Genomic DNA, 20,336 nt, shown 5'->3' with positions numbered 1-20,336 from the left:
GACGCAGATTTTCGAGTTGCAGGCTGGGCGGACCCGCGTACCCGGGTCGACCGCGTGGCCGTGCTGACCGCGCACCTCGATCAATCGCGTGGCCGTGCTGACCGCGCACCCCGGTCAACCGCGTGGCCGTGCTGCCGTGCTGCCGTGCTGGCCGGGTGGACGTGCCGGCCGCGTAATCGGGCCGGCGCGGCTCGGTTGCGGGCGGTGCGGAGGTCGGCCTCGACCGGGCAGCGGTGACCGCAGCTTGCTTCCCGAGCAGTGGCTCGGGCCGGCTGCCAATGTCTGCTCACCGCGTCGATGTCAGCCCACCGTGGACCCGCTTCGCCATGCTGTCCTGAAGGCGGTCTTTCCGTTTGTCCGGAGCAACGATCCTTCGTAGATCCGGGCGCCGACGCTCAGGAACAGCACGGCCGCCAACGCCAGCGGAACCAGCGACACGACGGGCTCCCACGAAGCCGCCTCGCCGTTGAACAGCCGGATCGGCATGGCGATCGGTGAGGACAGCGGCACGTACGACAGGATCCGCATGGCCGCCGCATTGTCTGTCAGGAACAGCACCGCGAAGAACGGCAGCATGACGGCCATCTGGAGCGGCATCGAAGCGCCGGCGATGTCCTCCTGCCGGGCTGCGAGCGCTCCGACGCCGGCCCACAGGGTCGCCAGCATGATGAAGCCGAGCGCGAAGTACGGCAGGAACCAGCCGATCGCCGGTCCGATCAGGCCCACCACATGTGCGTCGACGTCGCCGATCTGCATGCCGACGAAGGCCACCAGCGTGATCAGGGCGATCTGCGCGAAGGCAAGCAGTGTCAGCGCCGCGACCTTACCGGCCAGCAAGGCGCGCACGGGGACGCTCGATACCAGGATCTCGACGATCCGCGTCTGTTTCTCCTCGGTGACGCTCTGGGCGATCTGCATGCCGAAGGTGAAGGACGTGATGAAGAACAAGAACGCGAGGGCGAACGGCACGGCGAAGGCGAGGAACGGGTCGACCGCGTCCGGATCGAGCAGTTGGACCGGCGGCGCGGTGCTGAGGGACCTGACCACATCGGACGGTTCCTCGTCCATGGCGAGGACCTTGGGGCCGGCGACCACGGCAGCGTCGACCTCGCCGTCGCGCACCAGCTTCTCCGCAGCGGCGTCGTCGGATGCCGTGCGTACCTCGAGGCCGGCCTGTTGCAGGGTGGTCGCCGCGGCCCGGTCCGCGACCGCCACCGAGGTGGGACCACCGCCCAGCAGTGCTGGAAGCACAGTGCTGGCAACCGCGATGAGGAGGAAGAACACCGTGCTGAAGATGAACGTCTTGTCGCGGAGCTTGACCCGCATCTCGCGGGCGGCGACGAGCTTTGCGGCCGCGAACGTCGTCACTGGGTGACCTCCCGGAAGATCTCGGCGAGCGAGGGTGCGACAGGGCCGAAGGACCGAACCGGCCCGCGGGCGAGCGCCGTGCGCAGCACTTGCTGATCGTCTGCCCCGGCGGTGAGGTCGAACACGGCTCGGCGACCGTCGGCTTCGATCACCGTGATGCCGGGCTGGTCCCGTAGCCAGCCCGTGTCGCCGTCCGCCTCGATCTGGAACCGGGGGAGTGCGTAGCCGGCCCGCAGGTCCTCGCGTGGCCCAGCTGCGCGGATCGAACCGTCGGCGATGATGACGAGGTCGTCGCAGAGGCGCTCGACCACGTCCAGCTGGTGACTGGAGAACAGGACCGGCCTGCCCGCGGCGGCGTGCTCACGCAGAACTCCCACGACGACGTCGACCGCCAGCGGATCGAGTCCGGAGAAGGGTTCGTCGAGCACGAGCACATCTGGATCGTGGACGAGCGCCGCCGCGATCTGAACGCGCTGCTGGTTGCCCAGCGACAACTTCTCGACCTGCTCATCCGCGCGGTCGCCGAGGTTGAGCCGCTCGAGCAGCGCCGTCGTGCTGCGTCGCGCGTCGGCGGCGGACATCCCGTGCAGCCGGCCGAGGTAGACGATCTGCTCGGCTATGGTCATCTTCGGGTAGAGCCCGCGCTCCTCCGGCATGTATCCGAACCGTTGCCGCATCTCACGCGTCAGTCGCTGTTCTCGCCACGTCACCTGACCGGAGTCGGCGGCCAGAACTCCCAGCATGATTCGCATGGTGGTGGTCTTGCCGGCACCGTTGGCGCCGACGAACCCGGTCATGCGCCCTGGCGCTACGCCGAACGAGACGTCGTGCAGAACTCGGCGGTCACCGAAGCTCCGGCTTACGGCATCGATGGTGAGCATCGTGCGGATACCTCCTCGTCCGGGGACAGTTGAGATGCAGACGGGTCGGCGGATGTCACGCCGGAACACCTGCACCGGTTGTGGCTGGACCGAGCGCTGAGGCGCAGGCCGGTGGTGCCGCCGAGACCCTCATCTGTTCGCTCCGGCCAAGACGACGAGCAGCGGTACGACCCGCTCACCCGGGACCGTGTAATGACCGCGCGCCGAGGAATGCAGCCATCCACCGCTGACGAGCTGCCGCAGATGGTGATACACCTGGCCGGTCGTGCCGAGAGCTTCGTCGGCGGCGAGCTCCGCGACCGTACGCGTGCCGCTGAGCACACGGCGCAGCAGCAGGAGCCGGACCGGATGGCCGAGCGCGCCGAGGGTGCCCGCCCACTCCGACCAGTCGGCCTCGAAGAGGTCGTCGACGGCCGTGCCGAACTGCCAGTCGTAGTGCTCACCCGTCGGCAGGTCAACGGTGCCGGTGTAGAGCACCGCGCCCGAGTTGTCCTCGCCGACCCGCTCCCGCAAGCCTTCCAGAGCCCAGAAGACGTCGGCGTGCTGACCCCGGGGAGGGGTCTTCTCATCCGTGATCTTGCTGATGAGATCCGCGAAGCGTCGCTCGAGCTCGGAGACGCGGCGCTCGAGGGGATCTGGATCGGTCGGCGGCATGCCCTACACTTTTACGGAAGAACGTAATAACGTCAAGAGCGAGGTTGCGGCCAGCCAGCTGACGGCGACGATCAACAAGATCCGCTCGAGAAGGGCGCCGGCCAGGCCTCGGCCGACGAACAGCATTGTCAGGCCCAGGGCGGCGCCCAGCGGCACGATGAGGACGGTTGCGACGAGGGCAAAGCGACGCATGACATACGTGAACGCGGAGGTGAGAGCGACGGTGAGCATGGCGCCGGCGAGCACGGCCATTCCGACGATGCTCGCTGCGGTGTGCACGACATCGCTGACGGTGGTGCGCTCGAAGGGAGGCAGGGGGCATTGGTGTGTGCAGGGCACAGCGGCGGACGTCGCGGCGAGGAAGCCAGCGCCGCCGAGCAGCGCCAACAGCAGGCGGGAGGCGGGGCGCAGCGCGAGTCCGAGCAGTGCTACGCCCGCCGCAAGAAGGAGTAGGCCCCATCGGTACGCGGTAGCCAGCGGCGAAACGGCCGTGCCCGCCTCGCTCACGTACCCCCGCAACCACGAACCGGGCGCGTTCACCAGGGCGACGAGCATGATCAGCGCGCCCACGACGACCGCGAAGACGGCGGCAGCGCTCAAGGCTCGGCCGGCGCTGGTGCCGATCGGGTCTCGGGCGATCCTGGAGGCGCGGTCGCGGCTCTCCGGTCGATTCGAGGCGGGCGCCGTCGTCAGTTCTTCGGCGCGGGCGCGTTCACCCATGGGCTTGCGAGTGGGTGTGCGAGAGTCGGCGCCGTTGCGGGGTGGCGGGCCTCATGATCACGAGCATGCATCCCACGCTAGCGCCGGCATGGTGATCGAATGTCGGCGTGGAGCGGACCGTGGTGATCAGCGGCGGCAGTTCAGGTATCGGCTTGGCGGCTGCTGCCGCGCTGGCCCGTCGCGGCGACGAGATCGTGCTGCTCGGACGCAACCCGGACCGGCTCGCACGTGCGGTGGACGTGGTCCGCACTGCCGGCGGCCGGACGCCGGCGGCGTACCGCGCGGACTTCGCCGTGCTCGACGAGGTGCGTGACGTCGGCGCCCGGGTGGCCGAGGAGCACGGACGGATTCACGTACTCGTCAACAACGCCGGACAGCTCGCGTCGGTGCGTCGGCCCACCGTTGACGGCTTCGACCCGACCATGCAGACGAACCACCTCGCCGGATTCCTGCTCACGCATCTGCTTCTCGAGCCGTTGCGCGCGGCGGCGACCGAGAGCGCACCCGCTCGCATCGTGACGACCGGTTCCGCGGCCGAGGCGTGGGGTGCGCTCGATGTCGCGCGTCCCGGTCGGCGACAGATCAGCAGGTGGCTCGCGTACGGGGCCAGCAAGCAGGCGAACCTGCTCTTCACCATCGAGGCGGCGCGACGGTGGGCGTCGTACGGCATCGTGCCGACCTGCTTCTTCCCGGGGCTGATCCGCAGCGGCTTCGGGCGGCGAAGTCCCCTGTTCTCGCTGGCCGGCACGTTGCCGCTGGTCTTCCGTAGCGCGCAGGAGGGCGCAGAGACCCTGGTGTGGCTCGCGACGGATCCGGCTGGTCTGGTGCCCGGCGGGTACTTCGCGTGGCAGCGACCGTTCGGAGCCACCGGGCGGTCGACGGACACGCGGCGTGCCCGGACGCTGTGGGACTCGAGCTTGGTAGCAGTAGGAATAACGCCCGGCGAGCAGCCGGGGAGCTGACACCCGGGTATGTCCCTGACCCGGGTGCGGCTGCGGGCGGCTGGGAGCTCGGGCATATCGCCTGGCGAGTCTGCGGGTCGGGGCCAATGAGTATGACTGGCTTCGTGTGGACAGCGGTCGAGTGTCGAAGAGCGCGGCGACGTCAGATCGGCTTCGTGTGGACAGCGGTCGAGTGTCGAAGAGCGCGGCGACGTCAGATCGGCTTCGTGCGGACAGTGGTCGCGGGTGGGTGAGAGCGAGGCGACGCCGGACGGCCCGTGCGGGCAGCGGCCGGCGTCGGTGAGAGCGAGCGGTGCCTGGAAGGGGCAGTCAGGGCTTCGAGGGGAAGCGCTCCGTGCTTGGTGAGGGGTAGTAGTTCGTTGTCGCGATGTCGGGGCGGGTCTGGGTCGGGATGTCCGCGTCGTCGTCGGGCGTGAGGGTGCCGCCCAGGTCGACGATGTGGCGGTGTGCGGCCTCGAGGCGGTCCTCGAGCTTCACGATCCGGCAGGCAGCTGCCAGCGGCATGCCGTCGTTCAGCAGCTGTCTCACACGTTCCGCGAGTTGCAGCTGATGGCGCGAGTAGCGGCGGTGGCCGCCCCCGGAACGTTCCGGCTCGATCAGGCCGGCCGTGCCGAGGCTTCGCAGGAAGGCAGGGGTCACGCCGATCATGGCGGCGGCCCTGCCCATCGAGTACGCCGGGTAGTCAGCGTCGTCGAAGGGGGTGTTCATGCTGCCTTTCCGGGGAGTTCTGCAGACAATCCAAGGCCCCGGCGGGTTACCGGGGCCTTGGCTGTTCAATTCTGGGCCGACCGTCGTCGGCAAGGCCTTACCGCCTGCGTGCCGCTAGCGGACGGCCTGAGTGTTGGGCATCGGCTGCGATCACCTCTCGTCGGGTCGGGGACGTGGCGATTTCGCGTTGCTGCGGTATCTCGTCCTCCTTAGCCAACTCAGCGTCTGTGCCAGTTGCGTTGTCGGCTGTGCGTGCCGACACCCCGATCCTAGGCCCGCCCGTTGTCAATTTCTAGACTCGCCGCTGTAGATTTTCTGGCGTGTTGAGTAGGGAACCCTCGGTGACGGAGTAGTCGCTGCGACCTAACAAGGTGACGCCGCGTGACGGCGGACGGTCGCAGCTGAGCGTCATCCAGCGACATGCTGAGGCGCGTGACGGCGGAGGGTCGCAGCTGAGCGTCACCCGGCGAAGTCCTGAGGCGGGCGCAAGCCGGGAAGCGGACACGCCGTGGACCGGTGTGACCGGGATGCCGGCGGCCGAAGAGCGGGGCGTGCCGGGTGGAGGGAGTGGGTGACGATGAGGGCGGCCCGTCAGTCGGCCGGCGGGGGCGGGCGGAGGGAGAAGCGGCCAGGACGATGTCGTCTGCTGGAGCCGCGGGCGCGGGTAGGTGCGGCGGCGCAGGGCGGGCGCATTGCACAGCTGACTGCCGTGTCGAGAGAGAGGTGACCGCGCCCCGCGCCGCCGCGGGATGGGAGCCGGTGTGGTGCTCCCCGGTGTTCGCGATGCCTGCCGAGGGCTCGCGCGCTAGCTTCGTGCGCTGTTCCGGGTGGTTCGCCCGGTTGCGCCGGTAGCGTCAGAACACCGGCAGGGCCTTGCCTGATCGGCGGCGGGCTGTGCCGCGCCGCGCTTTCCGGTGCCCTGTCATGGGTTCGAGTGTGCGGGCGGCGTGCGGGCGCGGCAACGCAATTAACACGGCTCATTGACGCGCGTAACACCAGGAGGAGATCATCACCGAACGGCGGTGGCCCAGGTCACAGTCGCCCCTCGGTCTAGGGAGCCTTCATGAGTGCCGACCCTGTACCCAGCACCGACGAAGAACGACTCGCTCAGCTCGGCTATCAGCAGGAACTGCACCGCCGGCTGTCCGGTTTCTCCAACTTCGCGGTCTCCTTCTCCATCATCTCGATCCTCGCCGGCGCGATCACGTCGTACGGCATCGCCATGACCGCCGGTGGACCGCTCGCCATCACGGTCGGGTGGGTCTTCGTCGGCATCATGGTCACGTTCGTGGCCCTGGCGATGGCCGAGGTCTGCTCGGCGTACCCGACCGCCGGGGCCCTCTACTGGTGGGCCGCCGCGCTGGCGAAACGGAACAAGGCCGCGTGGGCCTGGTTCGTGGGCTGGTTCAACTTCCTCGGCGAGGTCGCCGTCACCGCCGCCATCGATTTCGGCGCGGCGATCACCACCTCCGCCTTCCTCGGCCTCACGTTCGACATGGAAGTCACGGCCGGGCGTACGTTTCTCATCTTCCTCGTCATCATCGTGGTGCACGGCCTGCTGAACACTTTCGGTGTCAGCCTGGTGCGCCTTCTCTCCGACGTCAGCGCGTGGTGGCACCTCGTCGGCGTGGCCGTCATCGTCGTGCTGCTCGCGGTCATCCCCGACAATCACAAGCCGATTTCCGAGGTCTTCTTCGAGGTACGCAACGAGACGGGCTTCACGTTCGCCGGGGCGGGTGCTTACGCCGTACTCATCGGGTTGTTGATGGCGCAGTACACGTACACCGGATATGACGCCTCGGCGCACGTCGCGGAAGAGACGCACGACGCGGCGCGCGCAGCGCCGCGAGGAATTGTGATGTCGGTCGTGGTCTCGCTGATCGCCGGGTTCGTGTTGCTGTTCGCCATCACATGGGCCATTCAGGACTACGAGGCGGAACGGACGACGGAGCTCGGGCTGCCGCCGGCGCAGATCTTCATCGACGCGGTCGGGCACAACCTCGGTACGTTCCTGCTGTTCATCTGCATGGTGGCGCAGTGGTTCTGCGGCATGGCGTCGGTCACCGCGAATTCCCGGATGGCGTATGCCTTCGCCCGTGACGGCGCGTTGCCCGGGTCGCGGCTGTGGAAACAGGTCAATCCCCGGACGGGTACGCCGACGAACTCCATCTGGCTGTGCGTGACGATCAGCACGATTCTCGTGCTGCCGTCGCTGTGGAACACCACCGCCTATCTGGCGGCCACCTCCATCGCCGTCATCGGCCTCTACATCGCCTATGTCGGTCCGGTGCTGCTGCGCCGGCTGAGTTCGGATTTCCAGCCGGGCCCGTGGAACCTCGGCCGGTGGAGCGCCCCGATCGGGTGGATCGCGATCGTGTGGGTCGTGATCATCTGCGTGATGTTCATTCTGCCCACCGCCAGTCCTATCACCGCCTCGACCTTCAACTACACGATTGTCGCCGTGGTCGTGGTGGTCGGCGCTGCCGCCGTCTGGTGGTTCGCCAGCGCCCGGAAATGGTTCACCGGACCCCGCCAGAACCTCCTGGAGAAGGCGGCGCACGGAGAACAGACCATGCCCGCGCCGCCAGAGTGATCGTGCTCACAGGGGCCGGGCGTCGCGCCCGGCCCCCGGTTTCTGTCGGTCCCCTGCGATAGGACATCACCCATGGAACTCGAGGACCTCGACGTCGCGGTCGACAACGGCACCATCGACACCGTCCTGCTCGCGCTCACCGACATGCAGGGCCGCCTGCAGGGCAAACGCCTGCACGGCCGCTACTTCATGGACGAGGTCGTCCGCGGCGGCAGCGAGGGCTGCAACTACCTGCTCGCGGTGGACGTCGACATGAACACCGTCGACGGATACGCGATGAGCTCGTGGAACAGCGGCTACGGCGACTTCGTCATGCGACCCGACTTCACCACGCTGCGGCACGTGCCGTGGTTGCCCGGCACCGCGATGGTCCTCGCCGATCTCGAGACCACCGGTGGCGAGGCCGTCTACGCCTCGCCCCGGCAGATCCTGCGCCGCCAGCTCGACCGCCTGGCCGCTCACGGGCTCACTGCGTTCGCCGGCACGGAACTCGAATTCGTGCTCTACAAAGACACCTACGAGCAGGCGTACGCGAAGAACTACCGGGACCTGACGCCGGCTAATCAGTACAACGTGGACTACTCGCTGCTCGGCACCGCGCGTGTGGAGCCTTTGTTGCGCCGCATCCGTAACGAGATGGCCGGCGCCGGCCTCGTTCCGGAGAGTGCCAAGGGTGAGTGCAACTTCGGCCAGCACGAGATCGCTTTCCGGTACGCCGACGCGCTGACCGCCGCCGACCACCACGTCATCTACAAGAACGGCGCCAAGGAGATCGCCGCGCAGGAGGGCATGGCGCTGACGTTCATGGCCAAGCCCAACGAGCGTGAGGGCAACTCCTGTCACATCCACTTCTCGCTGCGCGGCGAGGACGGCCGGTCCGCGATGCTCGGCGACGGGCCCGCGCATCTCTCGGTCATCGGTCAGCGGGTGCTGGCCGGCCTGCTGGCCACCATGCGCGAGTTCAGCCTGCTGTTCGCGCCGAACATCAACTCGTACAAGCGCTACCAGCCCGGCTCGTTCGCCCCGACGGCGCTGCGCTGGGGAGTCGACAACCGGACGTGTGCACTGCGGATCGCCGGCCATGGGCAGGGCATGCGCGTGGAGAACAGGATCCCCGGCGGCGACGTCAACCCGTACCTGGCCATTGCGGCGCTCGTCGCGGGGGCGGTGCACGGCATCGAGCACGAGCTGAGCCTGGAGGAGGAGTTCAAGGGCAACGCGTACGACGACACGACCGCGCCCCGGGTGCCCACGACGCTGCGGGATGCGATGGAGCTGTGGGAGCTGGGGCCGGTGGCGGCGGCCGCGTTCGGGGACGACGTGGTGGAGCACTACACGAACATGGCCCGGGTCGAGCTGGCGGCCTTCGATGCGGCAGTGACGGATTGGGAGCTGGGGCGCGGCTTCGAGCGGCTGTGAATCGAGAGTTGCCGGCGGCGGCCCGGTTGGTGGGGCGGTGAGCGACCGCTGGGCCGCGGGGTCCGGCATCGGCCGGGTGCGGGCCCGGCAGGTGGTCGGATGTGGGCCCTGGCGGGTGGCCCGGCGTGTGGACCCGATCGGCGGGCTTGGCGGGTGTGCCCGGTGGGCGGCCTGGTGGGTGCGGCGTGTGGGCTTGGTGGTTGGGCCCGGTGGTTGGGCCGGCGGCTGGTGCCTCTCGGGTCGGCTCGGGCTCGCATCGGGGCCGCGAGCTGCGGTGATGTTTGTCGGGGGAGCGACGGTGGGTCGGTGATGGCGTGTGATGATGCGCGAGGAGGTGGGTCGTGGACAGCACTGATGTGATCAATCCCGCGACCGGGGCGGTGCTCACGGCCGTACCGTCGAACGGGCTTGCCGAGACCGATGCCGCGATCGAGCGTGCCGGGCGGGCCTTCCGGTCGTGGCGTCAGGTGGCGCCCGGGGACCGGGCGCGATTGTTGCGGCGTTTTGCTGCCGTCGTCGATGCTCACATCGAGGAGCTGGCCGGGCTCGAGGTGCGCAATTCGGGGCACACCATCGGGAATGCCCGCTGGGAGGCCGGGAACGTCCGCGACGTGCTCGACTACTACGCGGGGGCGCCGGAGAGGCTGTCCGGGCGGCAGATTCCCGTCGGCGGCGGCCTCGACGTGACCTTTCACGAGCCGCTCGGGGTCGTCGGCATCATCGTGCCGTGGAACTTCCCGATGCCGATCGCCGGGTGGGGGTTCGCGCCTGCGCTGGCGGCCGGCAACACCGTCGTGCTCAAGCCGGCCGAGTTGACGCCGCTCACCGCGATCCGGCTGGGGGAGCTCGCCCTGGAGGCGGGGTTCCCGGAGGACGTGTTCACCGTCATCCCCGGCAAAGGCAGCGTGGTGGGGCAGCGGTTCGTCACGCATCCCGCCGTCCGCAAGGTCTGCTTCACCGGGTCGACGCCCGTCGGGAAATCCATCATGGCGGGCTGCGCCGACCAGGTGAAACGGGTGACGCTCGAGCTGGGCGGCAAGAGCGCCAACATCGTGTTCGCCGACGCGGACCTGGAGCGGGCCGCGGCGACCGCACCCGGAGGCGTCTTCGACAACGCCGGGCAGGACTGTTGCGCGCGGTCGCGGCTGCTGGTGCAGGAGTCCGTGTACGAGCGGTTCCTGTCCTTGCTGGAGCCCGCCGTGAAGGCGTTCCGGGTGCAGGACCCGGCGCTCGACACCGCCGAGATGGGGCCGCTGATCTCGGCCGCGCACCGGGACAAGGTCGCGTCCTACACCGGCGATGCCGAGGTCGCCTTCACCGGGGAGGCGCCCGGCGGCGACGGCTGGTGGTTCCCGCCGACCGTGCTGCTGGCGCGCTCGTCGAGCGATCGGCACTGGCGCGAGGAGGTGTTCGGGCCGGTGCTGTCGGTCATGCCGTTCCACGACGAGGCCGAGGCGATCGAACTGGCCAATGACACCGAGTACGGCCTGTCCGGCTCCATCTGGACACGCGATCTCGGGCGCGCGCTGCGGGTGTCCCGCGGGGTGGAGAGCGGCAACCTGAGCGTCAACTCGCACTCCTCGGTGCGCTACTGGACGCCGTTCGGGGGGATGAAGCAGTCCGGGTTCGGCCGCGAGCTGGGACCCGACGCGCTGCTCAGCTTCACCGACGTCAAGAACGTGTTCATCTCGACGGACAGCTGAGAGGGTCGGCAGTGGAGCGTTTGCAGGATCGGGTCGCCGTCATCACCGGAGCGGGCAGCGGGATCGGGCTGGCCACCGCGCGGCGGTTCGCCGCCGAGGGCGCCAAGGTGATCTGCGTCGACATCTCGGCCGAGGCCGGCAAGGCCGTCGCCGACGAAGTGGGCGGGGAGTTCGTGGCGTGCGACGTCAGCGACGAGGAATCGGTGCGTGCGCTGTTCGACGGGGTGGTGCAACGGCACGGGCGGGTGGACATCGCCTTCAACAATGCCGGTATCTCGCCGCCCGACGACGACTCCATCCTCGTCACCGGCATCGAAGCCTGGGAACGGGTGCTCAAGGTCAACACCACGAGCGTCTTCTTCTGCTGCAAGTACGCGATCCCGCACATGCAGCGCCAGGGCAAGGGCTCGATCATCAACACCGCTTCGTTCGTCGCGCTGCTCGGGGCGGCCACGTCGCAGATCGCGTACACGGCGAGCAAGGGCGGGGTGCTGGCCATGACCCGTGAGCTCGGCGTGCAGTTCGCGCGCGAGGGCATCCGCATCAACGCGCTGTGCCCCGGACCGGTCGCGACGCCGCTGCTCATGGACCTGTTCGCCAAGGACCCCGAGCGTGCCGCACGCCGGCTCGTGCACGTGCCGATGGGCCGGTTCGCCGAGCCGGAGGAGATCGCGGCGGCCGTCGCGTTCCTCGCCAGCGACGACGCCTCCTTCATGACCGCCGCCCAGTTCGTGGTGGACGGCGGCATCACCGGCGCGTACGTCACCCCGCTGTGATGCGTCCCGTCATCGGCATCACCACCTATGTGGAACCGGCCACCTGGGGCGTGTGGCACGACCTGCCCACCGCGCTGATCCCGCACGACTACGTCGCCGCGGTGACCGCCGCCGGGGGACGCGCCGTGCTGCTGCCCCCCGACGACCTCGACGCCGACGTGCTCGCCGTGCTCGACGGCCTGGTGCTCAGCGGCGGCGCGGACCTCGACCCGGAGCTGTACGGCGAAAGCCCCGCGCCGCTGACCGTCACCCGTCCCGAGCGCGATGCCGCGGAACTGTTGCTGGCCCGGGCCGCCCTCGACCGCGACATGCCGGTGCTCGGCGTCTGCCGGGGCATGCAGCTCCTCACGGTGGCCGCGGGCGGCAGACTGCACCAGCACATCCCCGACGTGGTCGGCCACGAGGGACACCGGCCGGCGCCCGCCGTGTACGGGCATCAGGAGGTCACGTTCGCCCCGGGCAGCCGGGTCGCCGCGCTCATGGGCGAGGACCGCCGGGTCCAGTGCTACCACCACCAGGGCGTGGCCGATGCCGGGTCGCTGACGGTGACCGGGCGTACGGAGGACGGGCTGGTCGAGGCGGTGGAGGAGCCGTCGAAGGCGTTCGTGCTGGGGGTGCAGTGGCACCCGGAGGTGGTACGGGACAAGCGGCTGTTCGGGGCGCTCGTGGCGGCGGCCCGGGAGTATGAGAGCCGGCGGGCGACCTCGCGAGGGTGAGCGGGGATAGGCGCGCGTGCGGCGGTCCGACCGGTTGCCCGCCGCGCTGAGCCGGTCGTTTTCCACGACAGGCGGTTACGGTTGGAGGAACCACCCCGGCCCCTCGATGGAGTGACGGGCTTGATCGCCGGCATCGAGACGCGGCGATAATGGTGGAAATGGATGGAAACCCCACGACGGGCGGCTCGCCGACGACGGCGTCGGATGCCGCAGCGCCGCGCGGGACGGCTCCTCGGGCGCTCTCAGCATGATTAGTCGCCCGGAGTCCGGTCATAGACATCACCAGGCCGGCGAAGGCGCCGGCTCTCGTACCCGTCGATGATCGCCGCCCACCGGAGCGCCGGAACGGGCCCGGCGTCGGAGTTCCCGCTTGCCGTTTCAGCGGCAATCCGCTCAGGCGCCGTACCCGCCGGCCGATAGCGAAGATCTGGAGACCGAGGAGGATCGCCGCATGCGCAGGCCCTTGATCGGACTGACCTCGTACGCCGAGCACGTCACGTACAACGGCAACGACGTCATGGCCGGGATGCTGCCCATGTCCTACGTCAAGGCGGTGCACGCCACCGGGGGCCGCGCAGTCCTGATCACTCCCGATGATCCGGGGATCGACGTGCTGGAGTCGCTGGACGGCATCGTGTTCGCCGGTGGCGGGGACATCGATCCCGCGCACTGGGGCGCCGAGCCGCATCCGGCCACCGAGGCCGATCCGGGCCGGGACGCCGCCGAGCTGATGCTGATGCGGGCGGCGCTGGAGGCCGACGTACCCGTGCTCGGCGTGTGCCGGGGCATGCAGGTCATGGCCGTGGCCACCGGGGGTTCGCTGCACCAGCACGTGCCCGACGTGATCGGCCACGAACGGCACCGGGCCGCCGCCGGAACCGACCCGCTCGCGGCGGACGCCTCCTCGTTCGGGCGTCACGACGTCGAACTGCAGCGCGGGTCGCGCGCGATGGCGCTGCTCGGCGGGCGGATCACCGTGAACTCGTTCCACCACCAGGCGGTGGAGGACCCGGGGACGTTCACGATCAGCGGCTGGTGCCCGGACGACCAGGTCGTCGAGATCCTCGAGGACCGGGACCGGGAGTTCGCGCTGGGCGTGCAGTGGCATCCGGAACGCACCGGTGACCTGCGCGTCTTCGCGGCGCTGGCGGAGGCTGCGGCACGCCGCGCCGGCCTCGGCACGTCCGCCCTGGCCGCCTGACCGCACGCCGGGGACGACCCGGACGCCCGGGCGGCGCCGGACCGGGATCGGTACCGGCGGTCAGCCGGAAAGCCGAGGTCACACCACCAAGCTTGGGGCAAGCCGGCACACCGGCGGTCAGCCCGAGACCCGGGGTTGCCGCGCGCGCAAGGGTAGCTACGGTTACCGTGCAGGTCTCGTTGGAACGGACACGTCCGGGAGGATGCATGGGCGGCGCCCTGCCGGAACAGCTGCGGACGGCGTTCGAGCGCGGCGGCGAGATGGGCGGGCGGATGCTCGCCCTGGACTGGGCGGAGACCCCGCTCGGCGAGCCCGCGCAGTGGCCGGCGGAGCTGGTTTACGCCGTGGCGACGATGCTGGCTTCGAAGGCACAGATCGTGATCTTCTGGGGTCCGGACTACTGCGCGCTCTACAACGACGCCTACATCACCACGATGGGCAGCAAGCACCCGAGCCATCTGGGCCGGCCCGGCCGGGAGATGTGGGCCGAGATCTGGTCGTTGCTGCAGGAGCTGTTCGACGGGGTGGCCGCCGCCGACGAGTCGTACTACGCCGGCGATCACCCGTTCATGCTCGAGCGGTACGGGTTCCTCGAGGAGACGTACTTCGACATCTCGTACGACCCGATCCGCAGCCAGGACGGCACGGTGACCGGCGTGTTCTGCATCGTCGGCGACACGACGCGGCGGGTGCTGGCCGACCGCCGGGTACGGACGCTGAGCCGGCTCGGCTCGCGGCTGGCGGACTCGCCGGATCAGGCGTCGCTGGGCCGCCAGGCCGCCCGGGTGCTCGGCGAGAACCCCGGTGACGTGCCGTTCGCGGCGCTGTACCTGGACGATCCGGAGGACGGCGGCGAGCTGGGCCTGGCCGGTGTCTGCGGCGTCGCGGCCGCGGCGCTCCGGCCGCTGGGAGGCGCGGCGTTGCGGACGGCGGAGGAGGTGATGCATGCCGGGCGGGCGGGGACCCTGCCGCTCGCGGCGCTCACCGATGAGCCGCCCGAGCCGGCGGCGGAGCAGGCGCTGGTGCTTCCGGTGGGCGCCGGCACCAGCCAGGTCGGCGTGCTGATCATCGGGGTCAGCCGGTATCTGGCCCTGGACGACGTCTACCGGGACTTCCTGGATCTCGCCACGTCGCAGATCTCGCGGGCGGTCGCGGGCATGCGGGCGTACGAGCAGGAACGCCGGCGGGCCGCCCAGCTGGCGGCGCTGGACGCCGCGAAGACGAACTTCTTCTCGAACGTCAGCCACGAGTTCCGTACGCCGCTGACGTTGATCCTCGGCCCGCTGGAGGATCTGCTCACCGACCAGGGCCTCACCGGCGACCAGCGCGAACGGCTGCTGCCGATGCAGCGCAACGGGCTGCGCCTGCTGCGGCTGGTCAACACGGTGCTGGACTTCTCGCGGCTGGAGTCGGGGCGGCTGCGCGCGGCGTACCGGCCGACCGATCTCGCGGATTACACCGCGCGGCTGGTGAGCACCTTCCGGTCGGCCGCGGAGCGGGCCGGCCTCGCCCTCGTGGTCGACTGCCCGCCGCTGACCCAGCCGGTGCACGTCGACCAGGAGATGTGGGAGAAGATCGTCTTCAACCTGCTCTCCAATGCGGTCAAGTTCACCGCGTCCGGCGGCATCACCGTGCGCCTGGCCGAACGGGACGGCTCCGCGGTGCTGGAGGTCGAGGACACCGGCGTCGGCGTCAGCGCCGACGAGCAGAAGCTGCTCTTCGACCGTTTCCACCGGGTCACCGGTGCCTGGTCGCGCAGCCACGAGGGTACGGGCATCGGCCTGGCCCTGGTCCGCGAGCTGGCCGAGCTGCACGGCGGTACGGCCACCGCGCGCAGCGAGCTGGGCGTCGGCAGCACGTTCACGGTCACCGTCCCGCTGGGCACCGCGCACCTGCCCGCCGACCGGATCATCGACGAGCGCAGCGCGTCGGCCCCGGACGATCAGGCACGGCTGTACGTCGAGGAGGCGCACTGGTGGATCGGCGAGCTCGAGCAGCCGGCGGCCGCGCCGGTGAGCCCCGGTGAGGTCAAGGACGCCAGGCGTGGCCGGGTGCTGCTCGCCGACGACAACGCCGATCTGCGGGACCACGTCGCGCGGCTGCTGCGGCCGTACTTCGATGTCACGACGGCCGTCGACGGCCGCGACGCGCTCGACCGGGCCCGGCAGGAGCCGTTCGACCTGGTCCTGACCGACGTGATGATGCCGCGGCTGGACGGTTTCGGGCTGATCAAGGCGCTGCGCGCCGACGAGCGTACCCGCGACGTGCCCATCGTCGTGCTGTCCGCCCGTGCCGGCGAGGAGTCCTCCGTGGAGGGGCTGTCGGCGGGCGCCGACGACTACCTGGTCAAGCCCTTCTCGGCGCGCGACCTGACCGCCCGCGTCCGTGCCAACCTCGAGCTGGGCCAGCTCCGGCGGCAGATCATCAGCCGGCTGCGGGGCCTGGTCGACGCGGCGGCGGCGGTCAACACCGTACGCACGACAGCCGAGGTGCTCCACGTGGCCGCCCGGCACGTACGCGGCATGACCTCGGCCGGCCGGGTCGTGGTGACCGCGCCGGGCGCCCGCGCCGAGGTGGACGGCGGCGCGCCCTCCTCGGCCGAGCCCGACGCGGTGCTGGTCCTGCCGGACACCTCCGGGGCGCCGCTGGGTGAGCTCAAGGTCTGGTCGGGTGCCGACGGGCCGGCCGAGCCGGTGGTGCTGACCCAGCTGGCGCGTCTGATCGGCCTGCGCCTGGAGAACGCGCGGCTCTACGAGGCGGAGCACCGCATCGCCAGCACGCTGCAGCACAGCCTGCTGCCGCAGTCGCTGCCGCGGGTGCCGGGGGCCATCGTCGCGAGCCGCTACCTGCCGGGCAGCAGCGAGGCGGAGGTGGGTGGCGACTGGTACGACGTCATCACCGCCCCCGACGACCAGCTCGTCCTCGTGATCGGGGACGTGGTCGGCAAGGGGGTGCAGGCCGCCGCGGGCATGGGGCAGCTGCGCAACGCGCTGCGGGCGTACATCCTCGAGGGCTTCGATTGCGGGGAGGCGCTGACCCGGCTGAACCGGCTGGTGGACAACCTCGGACGGCGGCAGTTCGCCACGGTGGTGTGCGTACGCTTCGATCCCCGTACGCGTGACCTGCGCTTCTCCGCGGCGGGCCACCCGTCGCCGGTGCTGGCCGCCCCCGGCAAGGAGGGGCAGTTCCTCTACACCACCGCGCTGGGCCCGCCGGTGGGAGCGCTCAGCGACTCGGACTACCCGACGTTGCACACGAAGCTCGAGCCGGGGGACCGGCTGCTGCTCTACACCGACGGCCTGGTGGAGGACCGGCGGGTCGGCATCGACGCGGGCCTCGCCGAGGTCCGCGCGGACCTGGCCGAGCCGGCCGACCACGTCGAGGACCTGCTCGACAACCTGCTCGGCAAGGCGGCCCGGCACACCCGCCGCGACGACATCGCCCTGCTGGCGCTGCAGGCGACGGACCCGCGCGAGTTCGTCCTGCGGCTGCCGGCCGACCCCACCCGGCTGAGCGTGCTGCGCCGGCGGCTGGAGGACTTCCTCACCGCCAACGACGTGCCGGAGAACGACGTCTTCGACCTGCTCGTGGCGGTGTCGGAGGCGGCGGCGAACGCCATCGAGCATCCCATCGCCCCGGCCGAGCCGGTGGTCACGGTCGAGGTGTCGCTGGACGACGACGTGGTGACCGCCACCGTCCGCGACACCGGCAGCTGGCGACCCTCGGGGGGCACCGGCTTCCGTGGCCGCGGCCTGGCGCTGATCGGCGCCCTGTCGGAGCTGTCGGTGGCGCGGTCGGAGGCGGGAACCGCCGTGACCCTGCGCCGGAGCCTCAGCCGCTCGTGACCAGCCAGGGCTGGTTGCCCAGCCCGGAGATGTCGAGCACCCGGCGCACCTGGGGGGACGGGATGACCGTCAGTGCCGCGGGGAAGCGCTCGGCGAGCCGGATGAGCGCGTGGATCGCGGCCGAGTCGAAGAAGGTGACGCCGAGCAGGTCGAGCGTCACCGCGGCGCCGCCGCCACCGGTGGCCGCCCGGAACATCCGGTCCGCCGTCGACATGTCCACCTCGCCGGCCACCACCACGGTGACGCGGTCGCCGGCCACCGACGTGGTGGCCGAGAAGATGCTCTCCGGCCCGTCTTGATCCACGCAGACACGATTACACAGGGGCCCGGGGGCGGCAACAACCGGTGCACGCTCCGCCGGGCGCCGGTCGGCCCGGCGATAGGCTGGGGCGATGACCCACTGCACCGAGCCGCGCCTCCTGTCAGCGGCCGCCGGCCGCGCCGGTGAGGCCCAGGACGGCCTGCCCAGAAAGGGACGAGCATGACCGTCCGCGCCCCGCTCACCCCCGGGAAGCTGTCGCCCGTGCGGGCGGTGCCCCCGCAGATCGTCCGTCCCGAGTACGTCGGCAAGAAGCGCCCGAAAGAGTGGCGCGGGTCGCACGTGCAGACGCCGGAGACGATCGAGAAGATGCGGGTCGCCGGGCGGCTCGCGGCGCAGGCCACCCAGCTCGCCGGTGAGCACTGCAAGCCGGGGGTCAGCACCGACGAGATCGACCGGGTGGTGCACGAGTTCCTGATCGACCACGGGGCGTACCCGTCGACGCTCGGGTACAAGGGCTTCCCCAAGTCCTGCTGCACGTCGCTCAACGAGGTCATCTGCCACGGCATCCCGGACACGACCGTGCTCGAGGACGGCGACATCGTCAACGTGGACGTGACCGCCTACCTCGACGGCGTGCACGGTGACACGGACGCGACGTTCTGCGTGGGCGAGGTCAGCGAGGAGGCCCGGCTGCTCGTGGAGCGCACCCACGAGGCGATGATGCGCGGCATCCGGGTCGTGGCGCCGGGCCGGCCGATCAACGCGATCGGCCGGGTGATCGAGGCGTACGCCCGCCGCTTCGGCTACGGCGTGGTGCGTGACTTCACCGGCCACGGCATCGGCGAGACGTTCCACAGCGGGCTCTACATCCCGCACTACGACAACCCGCGGCTCGACACCGTCATGGAACCCGGCATGACCTTCACCATCGAGCCGATGATCACGCTGGGCACCCACGAGTACGAGATGTGGCGCGACGGCTGGACGGTCGTCACGAAGGACCGCAAGTGGACGGCCCAGTTCGAGCACACGCTGGTGGTGACGGAGGACGGGTACGAGATCCTCACCCTGCCGTGACCGCGGTCGAACACCACCACGCCGACGTCTCGGGTGGCTGGCTGCGCGCGGCGACGTTCGGCGCGATGGACGGCCTGGTGACGAACATCGCCCTGATCGCCGGCGTCGGCGGCGGTGGCGTGGACCGGCACACGCTGATCCTCACCGGCGTGGCGGGCCTGGTGGCCGGGGCGATCTCGATGGGCCTGGGCGAGTACACCAGCGTCCGTACGCAGAACGACCAGGTCGCCGCGGAGCTCGACAAGGAGCTGCGGGAGCTGCGCGAGAACCCGGAGGGCGAGGCCGACGAGCTGGTCGAGATGTGGACCGCGCGCGGCCTCCCGGAGTACCTGGCGCGTCAGGTCGCCGACGTGCTCAAGGCTGACCCGGAGAAGGCGCTGCGGGTGCACGCCCAGGAGGAGCTGGGTGTGGTCCCGGACGAGCTGCCCAGCCCGTGGACCGCCGCGGTGTCCTCGTTCGTGTGCTTCTCCATCGGCGCGGTCGTGCCGCTGCTGACGTACCTGCTGGGCTTCGACAGCCTCGCGTTCGCCCTGGCCGTCGGGGGCGCCGGGCTCTTCGCGGCCGGGGTGATCGTCGCGCGCTTCACCGGTCAGCCGTGGTGGCGCAGTGGGGTGCGGCAGCTGCTGCTGGGTGCGGCGGCGGCCGGCGCCACGTACGTCATCGGCTCGCTGATCGGCGTCGGCGTCTCCTAGTCGAACAGCGCGTTCAAGGGGCCGTCCACCGGGCGGCCCCGCGCGGTCAGCTCCTCGGCCTGGCTCTTGAGCACCGCGCCCAGCTCGGTCATGTCCGCACCCGCCAGACCGGTGCGTTTGACCGCGTCGGCGCGGTTGCGGAAGTACGTCCGGCTGAGCAGCCCGGTCACCATGGCGGCGTGCAGGCGGGCCTCGGCCATCAGCACGAGCGCGGCGTCGGTCTCGTACCACTCGGCGAGGCGTACCGCGCGGGCGTGCGCCGCGGAGGCGATGCACCAGTTGCGCCGCGCCAGCCCGCTGAACTCCCCGGGACGGGTCTCGGCGAGCTTCGCCAGGTGGCAGTCGCGCTGCTGGGCGAACCAGCCGCGCGGGTCGTACAGGTCACGCACGGTCAGATAGCGGTCCGCTTCCAGCGGCCACCGCGGGGTCAGCTCGCGGGCTCGCCGCAGGCCGTCGTCGCCGGTCACGATGCTGAGGTCGACGAGGATACCGTCGACGCGGCGCAGCGCCGGCCGGGGACCGGCACCCTGACGGTACGTGACCACGACCATGTTGATGTCGCTCTGGTCGCTGTCATCGCCGTGCGCCATCGACCCGTGTACGCCGATCGCTCGCACCTCGGCCGACCATCGATGCTGGACCACGTCACGCAGCCGCGTGGCCAGATACCACCGCGGATTGCCCAAGTCGATCTCGTCCGTCGACACCGCTTGATTCTCGGGTACGCCGACCGCACTGTGAAGAGCTGTCCGTGACGGG

At 70.4% G+C, this 20,336-nt stretch carries 17 protein-coding genes; 10 read left to right on the top strand and 7 right to left on the bottom strand.

Translation table 11 applies throughout. The features are described from left to right. Nucleotides 1–300: 300 nt before the first annotated feature. The 4 genes from AB0K03_RS30550 to AB0K03_RS30535 all read right to left on the bottom strand — a co-directional run bounded on the left by AB0K03_RS30550 (nucleotide 301) and on the right by AB0K03_RS30535 (nucleotide 3,623). Nucleotides 301–1,368 carry an ABC transporter permease gene (locus AB0K03_RS30550; RefSeq protein WP_364691824.1) on the bottom strand — a complete coding sequence of 356 codons (1,068 nt, stop codon included), beginning with the start codon at nucleotides 1,366–1,368 and terminating at the stop codon, nucleotides 301–303. Continuing rightward, nucleotides 1,365–2,249 carry an ATP-binding cassette domain-containing protein gene (locus AB0K03_RS30545; RefSeq protein WP_364691821.1) on the bottom strand — a complete coding sequence of 295 codons (885 nt, stop codon included), beginning with the start codon at nucleotides 2,247–2,249 and terminating at the stop codon, nucleotides 1,365–1,367. Before AB0K03_RS30545 ends, AB0K03_RS30550 begins: the two co-directional genes overlap by 4 nt. A 129-nt stretch (nucleotides 2,250–2,378) precedes the next feature. Next, on the bottom strand, nucleotides 2,379–2,903 hold the full coding sequence (locus AB0K03_RS30540) for an ArsR family transcriptional regulator (protein ID WP_364691818.1): 525 nt from the start codon (nucleotides 2,901–2,903) through the stop codon (nucleotides 2,379–2,381). A gap of 3 nt (nucleotides 2,904–2,906) precedes the next feature. Continuing rightward, nucleotides 2,907–3,623, bottom strand: a complete 717-nt coding sequence (locus tag AB0K03_RS30535) for a DUF998 domain-containing protein (protein WP_364691816.1) — start codon at nucleotides 3,621–3,623, stop codon at nucleotides 2,907–2,909. A gap of 119 nt (nucleotides 3,624–3,742) precedes the next feature. Between AB0K03_RS30535 and AB0K03_RS30530 the strand changes: the two genes are divergently transcribed. Further along, on the top strand, nucleotides 3,743–4,585 hold the full coding sequence (locus AB0K03_RS30530) for an SDR family NAD(P)-dependent oxidoreductase (RefSeq protein ID WP_364692051.1): 843 nt from the start codon (nucleotides 3,743–3,745) through the stop codon (nucleotides 4,583–4,585). Between the two features lie 309 nt (nucleotides 4,586–4,894). Here the strand turns inward: AB0K03_RS30530 and AB0K03_RS30525 are convergent, their stop codons facing one another. Beyond that, nucleotides 4,895–5,293: a MerR family transcriptional regulator gene (locus AB0K03_RS30525; protein WP_364691813.1), complete on the bottom strand. Its 399-nt coding sequence runs from the start codon at nucleotides 5,291–5,293 to the stop codon at nucleotides 4,895–4,897. Between the two features lie 1,063 nt (nucleotides 5,294–6,356). On the opposite strand from AB0K03_RS30525, the gene AB0K03_RS30520 reads away from it, so the two are divergent. The 7 genes from AB0K03_RS30520 to AB0K03_RS30490 all read left to right on the top strand — a co-directional run bounded on the left by AB0K03_RS30520 (nucleotide 6,357) and on the right by AB0K03_RS30490 (nucleotide 17,546). Next, nucleotides 6,357–7,886 (top strand): amino acid permease, encoded by a 1,530-nt coding sequence (locus tag AB0K03_RS30520; protein WP_364691810.1) that lies wholly within the window; start codon nucleotides 6,357–6,359, stop codon nucleotides 7,884–7,886. A 72-nt stretch (nucleotides 7,887–7,958) separates the two neighbouring features. After that, on the top strand, nucleotides 7,959–9,305 hold the full coding sequence (locus tag AB0K03_RS30515) for a glutamine synthetase family protein (RefSeq protein ID WP_364691807.1): 1,347 nt from the start codon (nucleotides 7,959–7,961) through the stop codon (nucleotides 9,303–9,305). 341 nt (nucleotides 9,306–9,646) lie between these two features. Further along, a complete protein-coding gene (locus tag AB0K03_RS30510) occupies nucleotides 9,647–11,008 on the top strand; it encodes an aldehyde dehydrogenase family protein (protein ID WP_364691804.1) in 1,362 nt (453 codons plus the stop codon). 11 nt (nucleotides 11,009–11,019) lie between these two features. Further along, on the top strand, nucleotides 11,020–11,784 hold the full coding sequence (locus AB0K03_RS30505) for a 3-oxoacyl-ACP reductase (RefSeq protein ID WP_364691801.1): 765 nt from the start codon (nucleotides 11,020–11,022) through the stop codon (nucleotides 11,782–11,784). Further along, on the top strand, nucleotides 11,784–12,500 hold the full coding sequence (locus AB0K03_RS30500) for a gamma-glutamyl-gamma-aminobutyrate hydrolase family protein (RefSeq protein ID WP_364691798.1): 717 nt from the start codon (nucleotides 11,784–11,786) through the stop codon (nucleotides 12,498–12,500). The genes AB0K03_RS30505 and AB0K03_RS30500 overlap by 1 nt, the downstream gene beginning before the upstream one ends. Nucleotides 12,501–12,951: 451 nt before the next feature. Beyond that, nucleotides 12,952–13,701: a gamma-glutamyl-gamma-aminobutyrate hydrolase family protein gene (locus AB0K03_RS30495; protein ID WP_364691795.1), complete on the top strand. Its 750-nt coding sequence runs from the start codon at nucleotides 12,952–12,954 to the stop codon at nucleotides 13,699–13,701. Nucleotides 13,702–13,907: 206 nt separating this feature from the next. Next, complete coding sequence (locus AB0K03_RS30490) at nucleotides 13,908–17,546, top strand: SpoIIE family protein phosphatase (protein WP_364691792.1); 3,639 nt, start codon at nucleotides 13,908–13,910, stop codon at nucleotides 17,544–17,546. Here AB0K03_RS30490 and AB0K03_RS30485 read toward each other — a convergent pair. Continuing rightward, on the bottom strand, nucleotides 17,533–17,850 hold the full coding sequence (locus tag AB0K03_RS30485) for an STAS domain-containing protein (RefSeq protein WP_364691789.1): 318 nt from the start codon (nucleotides 17,848–17,850) through the stop codon (nucleotides 17,533–17,535). The two genes, AB0K03_RS30490 and AB0K03_RS30485, sit on opposite strands and share 14 nt — an antisense overlap. Nucleotides 17,851–18,027: 177 nt before the next feature. On the opposite strand from AB0K03_RS30485, the gene map reads away from it, so the two are divergent. Both map and AB0K03_RS30475 read left to right on the top strand, forming a co-directional pair. Next, the gene (gene map / locus AB0K03_RS30480) at nucleotides 18,028–18,885 is read left to right on the top strand and encodes a type I methionyl aminopeptidase (protein ID WP_364691786.1); all 858 of its coding nucleotides are present in this window, start codon (nucleotides 18,028–18,030) and stop codon (nucleotides 18,883–18,885) included. Continuing rightward, complete coding sequence (locus AB0K03_RS30475; RefSeq protein WP_364691783.1) at nucleotides 18,882–19,577, top strand: VIT1/CCC1 transporter family protein; 696 nt, start codon at nucleotides 18,882–18,884, stop codon at nucleotides 19,575–19,577. The genes map and AB0K03_RS30475 overlap by 4 nt, the downstream gene beginning before the upstream one ends. Here AB0K03_RS30475 and AB0K03_RS30470 read toward each other — a convergent pair. After that, nucleotides 19,574–20,284 carry a nucleotidyltransferase domain-containing protein gene (locus tag AB0K03_RS30470; protein WP_364691780.1) on the bottom strand — a complete coding sequence of 237 codons (711 nt, stop codon included), beginning with the start codon at nucleotides 20,282–20,284 and terminating at the stop codon, nucleotides 19,574–19,576. The genes AB0K03_RS30475 and AB0K03_RS30470 overlap by 4 nt on opposite strands. Nucleotides 20,285–20,336: the final 52 nt, after the last annotated feature.

This window comes from Actinoplanes sp. NPDC049316 (genome assembly GCF_040677315.1).
In the GTDB taxonomy this organism is placed as follows: domain Bacteria; phylum Actinomycetota; class Actinomycetes; order Mycobacteriales; family Micromonosporaceae; genus Actinoplanes.
This window is presented reverse-complemented; position numbering and strand designations above follow the sequence as displayed.

What these genes read in the sequence shown, in the direction of transcription:
- AB0K03_RS30500 (WP_364691798.1), top strand. Translation starts at nt 11,784, where the DNA reads ATGCGTCCCGTCATCGGCATCACCACCTATGTGGAACCGGCCACCTGG.
- AB0K03_RS30535 (WP_364691816.1), bottom strand. Translation starts at nt 3,623, where the DNA reads ATGGGTGAACGCGCCCGCGCCGAAGAACTGACGACGGCGCCCGCCTCG.
- AB0K03_RS30495 (WP_364691795.1), top strand. Translation starts at nt 12,952, where the DNA reads ATGCGCAGGCCCTTGATCGGACTGACCTCGTACGCCGAGCACGTCACG.
- AB0K03_RS30520 (WP_364691810.1), top strand. Translation starts at nt 6,357, where the DNA reads ATGAGTGCCGACCCTGTACCCAGCACCGACGAAGAACGACTCGCTCAG.
- AB0K03_RS30490 (WP_364691792.1), top strand. Translation starts at nt 13,908, where the DNA reads ATGGGCGGCGCCCTGCCGGAACAGCTGCGGACGGCGTTCGAGCGCGGC.
- AB0K03_RS30525 (WP_364691813.1), bottom strand. Translation starts at nt 5,293, where the DNA reads ATGAACACCCCCTTCGACGACGCTGACTACCCGGCGTACTCGATGGGC.
- AB0K03_RS30515 (WP_364691807.1), top strand. Translation starts at nt 7,959, where the DNA reads ATGGAACTCGAGGACCTCGACGTCGCGGTCGACAACGGCACCATCGAC.
- AB0K03_RS30540 (WP_364691818.1), bottom strand. Translation starts at nt 2,903, where the DNA reads ATGCCGCCGACCGATCCAGATCCCCTCGAGCGCCGCGTCTCCGAGCTC.
- AB0K03_RS30545 (WP_364691821.1), bottom strand. Translation starts at nt 2,249, where the DNA reads ATGCTCACCATCGATGCCGTAAGCCGGAGCTTCGGTGACCGCCGAGTT.
- map (WP_364691786.1), top strand. Translation starts at nt 18,028, where the DNA reads ATGACCGTCCGCGCCCCGCTCACCCCCGGGAAGCTGTCGCCCGTGCGG.